5 protein-coding genes are annotated in these 6,350 nt (G+C 57.7%); 2 read left to right on the forward strand and 3 right to left on the reverse strand.

What is annotated here, in order from left to right; all coding sequences use genetic code 11:
• Window positions 1–153: 153 nt before the first annotated feature.
• Window positions 154–645 (forward strand): YHS domain-containing (seleno)protein, encoded by a 492-nt coding sequence (locus AC1D35_RS34370; protein ID WP_477942344.1) that lies wholly within the window; start codon window positions 154–156, stop codon window positions 643–645.
• 40 nt (window positions 646–685) lie between these two features.
• Here AC1D35_RS34370 and AC1D35_RS34375 read toward each other — a convergent pair whose 3' ends face one another.
• The 3 genes from AC1D35_RS34375 to AC1D35_RS34385 form a co-directional block, all read right to left on the reverse strand.
• The gene (locus AC1D35_RS34375; RefSeq protein WP_477942346.1) at window positions 686–2,902 is read right to left on the reverse strand and encodes an adenylate/guanylate cyclase domain-containing protein; all 2,217 of its coding nucleotides are present in this window, start codon (window positions 2,900–2,902) and stop codon (window positions 686–688) included.
• Between the two features lie 439 nt (window positions 2,903–3,341).
• Window positions 3,342–4,685, reverse strand: a complete 1,344-nt coding sequence (locus AC1D35_RS34380) for an O-antigen ligase family protein (RefSeq protein WP_477942349.1) — start codon at window positions 4,683–4,685, stop codon at window positions 3,342–3,344.
• Window positions 4,679–5,416, reverse strand: a complete 738-nt coding sequence (locus tag AC1D35_RS34385) for a glycosyltransferase family 25 protein (protein ID WP_113311780.1) — start codon at window positions 5,414–5,416, stop codon at window positions 4,679–4,681. The genes AC1D35_RS34380 and AC1D35_RS34385 overlap by 7 nt, the downstream gene beginning before the upstream one ends.
• Before the next feature lie 229 nt (window positions 5,417–5,645).
• Between AC1D35_RS34385 and AC1D35_RS34390 the strand changes: the two genes are divergently transcribed.
• A partial coding sequence (locus tag AC1D35_RS34390; RefSeq protein WP_477942351.1) for an SIMPL domain-containing protein occupies window positions 5,646–6,350 on the forward strand: 705 nt, incomplete at its 3' end.

The following is a 6,350-nucleotide window of genomic DNA, read 5'->3' on the forward strand; positions in this document are numbered from 1 at the left end:
CACTGGGATTCCGTCACTCTATTGTTGAAAGCGGGCGCAGCCTGTCAGGGAGCCGACCTCACCGGTCAGTGGCTCTATGACGAATGCACGAAGCGAAAATAACCGTGCGCGCCTGAAAACGGGAGCTTTGAAATGTCTCACTGGAATGGATTCATGAAGGCTGCTGCGATAGGCAGCCTTGCCGTCCTGCTCTTTGCAAGGGCCGCTCCGGCAGAGGACTTCGTCAATACGGGCTATTTCGGGGATGTGGCGATCAAGGGCTATGATCCGGTCGCCTATTTCACGGATGATAAAGCCGTTGAAGGATCGCCGCAATATTCTCATCACTGGCTGGGTGCGACCTGGTATTTCGTCAGTGCCGAACATCGTGACATGTTCGTCAAGGATCCGGGCAAATATGCCCCGCAATATGGCGGTTACTGCGCCGATGGCGTGTCCTTCGGAACGGTGACCACCAACATCGATCCGAATGCCTGGCGGATTATCGAAGGCAAGCTTTATATCAGCTACGATCCGGGTGCCGCTGACGGGCTGGTGAAGAACCCGACCAAGGTGGTCGATTCCCAGAAACATTGGTCGCAGGTGCAGAATATCCTGATATCGGAGAAGGCGCAGAAAGACTGGCAGCATCCGTCCGCTCAATAGGCAATTGATTGCCGGTCTTTAAACGAACTCGCCATCGCCATCAGCGGTCGATGGAGAAGAATTTCAGAGCCTGCGGCGTGACATGCACATATGTCGCGCCGGGCTCGTCGGGAGCGCGGTTGCGATAAACGCTGCCGCAGACCATCCGGTCCAGGAAATAGCCTGAGAACTTCTCACAGAGCCAGTCGCCCTGAATTTCGACCGTGCCTGTTATGTTCGTATTGGCGCTGCGATAAGCGGTGTTGCCGGCCTTGTCGAAGAACTGCACGAACTGCGTGCCGTTGCGGTGTTTGCCGCTCCAGGTCTTGTCGCTGATGAGATCCTGCAACTGATCGCCGGTGACCTGATCGCCTTTCTCGCCCTGAAATCCGAAAGGCCAATCAGGAATTCCGGCCTTCTGCAGCCGGCTCAGATGCTTGTTCAAATCGTCCTTGCGCCAGTAGTCGTAGAGATAGCTGTAATAGGTCAGATTGCTTTCGGGAAAGAGCTCCAGCAGCCTCGTCTTCTCCTGCAGGCTGCGTTTCTTATCGCCGTCATCGATATAGGCTGCCGTCAGGAATTCGCGTGCGGCCTCCGCATTGGGCAAGGCGTTGCGGGCTGCCTCCATCAGCGAGATCGCCCGGTCTTCGTCTCCGACGATGTAGAAAACGATACCCGCCAACAACTGGAAGCCGGGCGATGGCGACGGATCGAAGCGCAGCGCCTTTTCCATTTCGCTGATCGCCTGACCATGATTGCCGATATGAGCGAGCACGAGGGCCAGATTGCCATAGGCTTCGGCGTCGCTCGGCTGCGCCTGCACGGCACGGTTCGCCGATATCAGTGCCTCCGTCTGGCGGCCATCGACCAGTTGCAGGAGTGCCAGCACGGTATGCGCTCGCGCATTGTTTGGATCGATCTTCAATGCCTGCCCTGCCGCATCATAGGCGATTTTGCGGGCGACGGCTGCCGACCAGAGGATATTGTAGTCGTTGCGCCAGACATCGACGGCGATCCGGGCAATCCCCGCATGGGCATCGGCAAAATTCGGATCGAGGTCGATTGCCTTCTGATAATAGGATAGTGCCTCGCGATAGGTCGCGACGTCCCCGTAGGTGAGACCCGCCTGCTCGGCGCGCATGTAATAATCATAGGCCTCGAGATTCTCCGTCGGGATCTGCGCCAGTTGCGTGCGTTCACCATCGCTGAGCCTGATGGCAAGAGCCGCGATGATCTTGCTGATGACATCATCCTGCACCGCGAAGAGGTCGACATATTCGCGGTCGTAACGCTCGGCCCAGAGGGAAAGCCCGGTCAGCGCATCGATCAGTTTGACATTGATGCGCAGTCGTGCGCCGGCGCGCTGCAACGTCCCCTCAAGCACATAGTGAACACCGAGTTCGGCCGCCACATCCTGTATTTTGCCGCTGTTGTCGCGCACCGCGAAGACGGAATGGCGCGCGATGACGAAGAGGCCGGAGACTTTCGAGAGTTCCGTAATCAGATCGTCGGTCAGGCCTTCGGCAAGATGATCGTGCTCCACGTCGCCGCTGACATTGATGAACGGCAGCACCGCAACGGAGGGCTTGTCCGGTAAAGGATAGGCAAAGCGCTCGGTAAGCGATGGGGCCTCAAACAGCGCCCACGGCTGCCACCACAGCGCCGCTCCCGCCAGAATGAGAAGGACGGCAGCAGCTGATATCACCGCGACGCGCCAACGGCCAAGATATCGGCGAGCGTTGGCGGCTCTGTTGGGTGCCGCTGGACCGAGCACGACACGATAGACCCGCACCGGCTCGGCGATGTTTTTGACCCTTTGCTCGCCGAGCGAGACAAAACCAACGTCAAGCTTCGATTTCACCTGGTCGTAGGCTGGGCCGGAGATCGCAATTCCGCCGGGTTCGGCGAGCGACTGCATGCGGTCARCCAGGTTGACCCCATCGCCGTGAATATCGTCACCCTCGACGATGATGTCACCGAGATTGATACCGATGCGGAAATCCAGGCGATGATCGGTCGGGATCTCCGCATTGTGCTTTGCCTTCAGCTTCTGCACGTCCACTGCGCAGCGCATGGCATCGACGACGCTGTGAAATTCGACCAGCAGCCCGTCGCCCATGGTCTTGACCAGCCGTCCGCTATGCTCAGCTATCGAAGGCTCGACAATCTCTCTCAGGTTCGCCTGGAAACGAAGACGCGTCCCCTCCTCGTCGACCTGGCTTAAACGGCCATAGCCCACAACATCGGCAATCAGGATGGCTGCAAGGCGGCGCTCCATGTCAGTCTCTTCCCCCGAAAGGACGACAGCGGCATCTTACAGCACCGCTATGGCCGATACCATCGCGGCCGTCGATCGAACCTCGGACGCCATATGCAGACCGCGATCCCTTCCGTGTCATGTCACTGTCATATTCTGCATAGGTGGCATGCCAAAATGCTCATTGCTACGGCATGCTGCGCAAATTATATGCTGCCGGCTAACAAAAATAAGAAAAAGCGAGCTTGCTATGCACTTGATTTTCAAACGCCGCAAAAGCGGTCTTATAAGACGGATCGTCAATGGCTTCGATTCTGCCCAGCAGCGCTATCGTGATGCGCGCGAGGCAAGGAAGACTGCGATCCATCCTTCGTTTCTGGACGATTTCGGTATGTGACAACGCGGGCGCTCCAGCCTAGGAGCGCTCGGCAACCCTTTTGGACCGGGTTCCATCGCCCTTTCAGGCAGCCTTCTGATCACGAGATAYCATGCCGGTGTCCTGCCTGATCTCTTCCTTCTTCAACATGATCCCGCAGGCAAACGCGGCGGCGGCGAACACGAAGAAGAACGATTCGCCGATTGCCAGCCGGTTGTTGGAGTTGGACAGGATCGTTCCAAGGAAGAATAGCGTCACCATGCTATAGGCCAGTAGTGCGCTGAGGCTGATCAGCCTGGCTCTCCATGCGGTAAAAACCCGGCTGTACATGCCTGTTGCCAATATGGCGAAAACGACAATGCCGAACAGCCCGTGGCGGACAAGCATCTCGAAGTAACCGTTATGGAGCAGCGTATAGGGCACGTCGGCATAGGTGGTCGAACTCCAGAGCGTCAGCCAGTGGTTGCCGGCGCCAAAGAAAGGCGCCTGAGCTATCACTTCCGAAGCATTCGCCCAGAGCTGCAGCCGTTCACTCATCGACTCCGGCGTATCTTTTGACGCGATCGCAGCAGCGACAGCATCCCATGCGCCATGCGCAGAGATTTCGGTCTCGATCCGTGCGGTGGCCTCATAGGTCGGGCCGGCAAACTTCCAGATGTCATCGCCGCCGACAAAAAGCGCTGCTGCAATGAGAGCGACGACGACCGCCCCTACCAAGGCGGCCCGGCGTCTGTTTGCGTAAAGGAGCAGCGAGGCCARCATGAGCGGTCCGACGAGGACGAGGCTCAGCCAGACGCCTTTCGCCTTGGAGCCATAAATATTGAAAAGGCAGAGTGCGATGATGAGGGTCGCGACGGCAACAATCCAGCTGCCGGAACGGCGCGCGAGCTTGCCGGTCTCCCAGGCGTGCAACAGCCAATAGAAGGCGCCGATCATCAGGAAACCGCAGCCGATCGCGCCATGGATCAGGTTGTTATGGAAGAGCGGCGAAATACGCGCGTCGCCTTCAAGGATCAGCCGGTAATCGGTGGAGATCAACAGGGCAGCAAGTGCAGCCGGGAAATAGATGGCAAAGACCGTTTCGACCTGTTTGCGGCTGGAATAAAGCGCGATGCCCACCGCCGGAAAAAACAGCGGGAAGGCGTAGAGCCAGTCGGACGCCCCCTTTTCACCGTAAACGATCAGGCCGAAGAGAAAGCGCAGCAGTGCGTAAGCACCCCAGGCAAGGCAGGCGTTCGCCAGCCAGTCACTCTTCAGCAGATTAAAATTCGGCTTGAACCGGACAAAGGTCGTCCCGATCAGCAGCAGCGCCGCGTAGCGGTAGGTATCACTTTCCACAATGGGAGCCGAAATCAATAGCAGCCATAGGAGGACAAGGACGGGCTTGAGGCGGGAGGGCGTGGCAATCGGCTCTTCGCTCGCTACCATAGAGAATATTGTACCCTTCTAGCATAATCAGCGGCGCGAAGCAGATGCGTGACCGAGCGGCGTATTCCCTTGAATTTCTGCCGTCTGTAGTCGAGCTTCGTCGCGATCGCCGTCTCGTGGCTGTTTGGCCCTAGCTCTATCAGATTGTTCTTGACCGTAAAGGTATTAACCTCGGTCGACCAGCCGCGCTCTAATGCCACATCGAAGGAATAGACCATGATGGCCATGGTCCGCAGAAGCTTGCTTGCGCCGGATCGGGTGACCAGATAGCAGCCGGCCGAACCCTGCGGCCCGTGGACGCAGCGATCGATTGCATCGCCGAATTTCGTCGTCGCCTTCTGCATGAAGCCTTTGGACCGGTGGTTGAGCAACTTGACCAATTCCGCTTTCGGAACGGCGGCAAGCACAGCCTCTACACGTTCTATCAGATCGGCCTGCAGCTCGACGTCATCTTCCATGATGATCGCCGCATCATTGCCGCTGTCAAGAAACTCGGTGAGCGCCTTGACGTGGCTGCGATAGCACCCGTGCTCGCCTGGCAGATAGTTCCTGCTGTTGCGAAGAAGGAATTGCCGCTTGTTGATGTCAGCCTTGTCGTGTGGGTGGATCTGCGCCCCATCCACTCCGGATATCCTGACGACTTCGAGCGCCAGCGAATTGGCCTTCCGCGAAAGCCCTTCCCACCGGGTACTGGAACGGTTCAGATTGATGACATAAGCACCGATTTTCATGAAGGCGAAACTTCAGCATGAGATAGAAATGCGGTTCTTTATAAGTCGAGGCTTAACCGCGGGTAACAGGCCACACGCCGCTTTACCTACCATGCGTTGATTGCCACCTACACCCATTAGTCGAAAATACTTCTCACAATAAAGCAATTCTCATATCTGTTTCTGCCGTAATAGCTTCACAATCCGCAGACACAAAGCTCGCAGGGACGCAAACAGCCGAGGAACAAACATGGCGCCGAATTATACCAAGACTGCCCTTCTGACAGCCTTTCTGAGCCTGCCGCTCGCGGCATCCGCTCCGCTTCTGGCGCAGGAGAATCGGCCGCGCGAAGCGGTCATCAACGTATCCGCAGAAGGCGAATCGGCATTGGCTCCCGATATGGCCGTCGTCAATCTTGCCGTGGTCAAACAGGCAAAGACTGCTCGGGAAGCGCTCGACGAGAACAACAAGGCGATGAGCGAGGTGCTGGCAGCGCTGAAGAAGAGCGGCATTGCCGAGCGCGACCTGCAGACCTCGGGCTTTTCGATCCAGCCGCAATATAATTATCCGCAGCCGGTCGATAACCAGCCGCAGCCGCCGCAGTTGATCGGCTACCAGACCAGCAATTCGGTCACCGTTCGCGTCCGCGACCTGTCCAAACTGGGCGAGATCATCGACCAGTCTGTCACTCTCGGCATCAATCAGGGCGGCGATATCCAGTTCACCAACGACAAGCCTGAAGCGGCCTTGGAGGCAGCTCGCAAGAACGCTGTCGCCAACGCGATCAAGAAGGCGAAGACACTGAGCGAAGCCGCCGGCGTGAAAGTCGGTCGTGTCATCGAGATCAGCGAGAATGTCGTGCGCCCGATGCCACAACCGGTCTACCGCGCTGCGATGATGAAGGAAGCCTCCGATGCCGCTGCCGTTCCGGTCCAGGGCGGCGAGAACAGCTAC

This window comes from Rhizobium sp. P1_E6 (genome assembly GCF_056405875.1).

What these genes read in the sequence shown, in the direction of transcription:
- AC1D35_RS34385 (WP_113311780.1), bottom strand. Translation starts at nt 5,416, where the DNA reads ATGAAAATCGGTGCTTATGTCATCAATCTGAACCGTTCCAGTACCCGG.
- AC1D35_RS34370 (WP_477942344.1), top strand. Translation starts at nt 154, where the DNA reads ATGAAGGCTGCTGCGATAGGCAGCCTTGCCGTCCTGCTCTTTGCAAGG.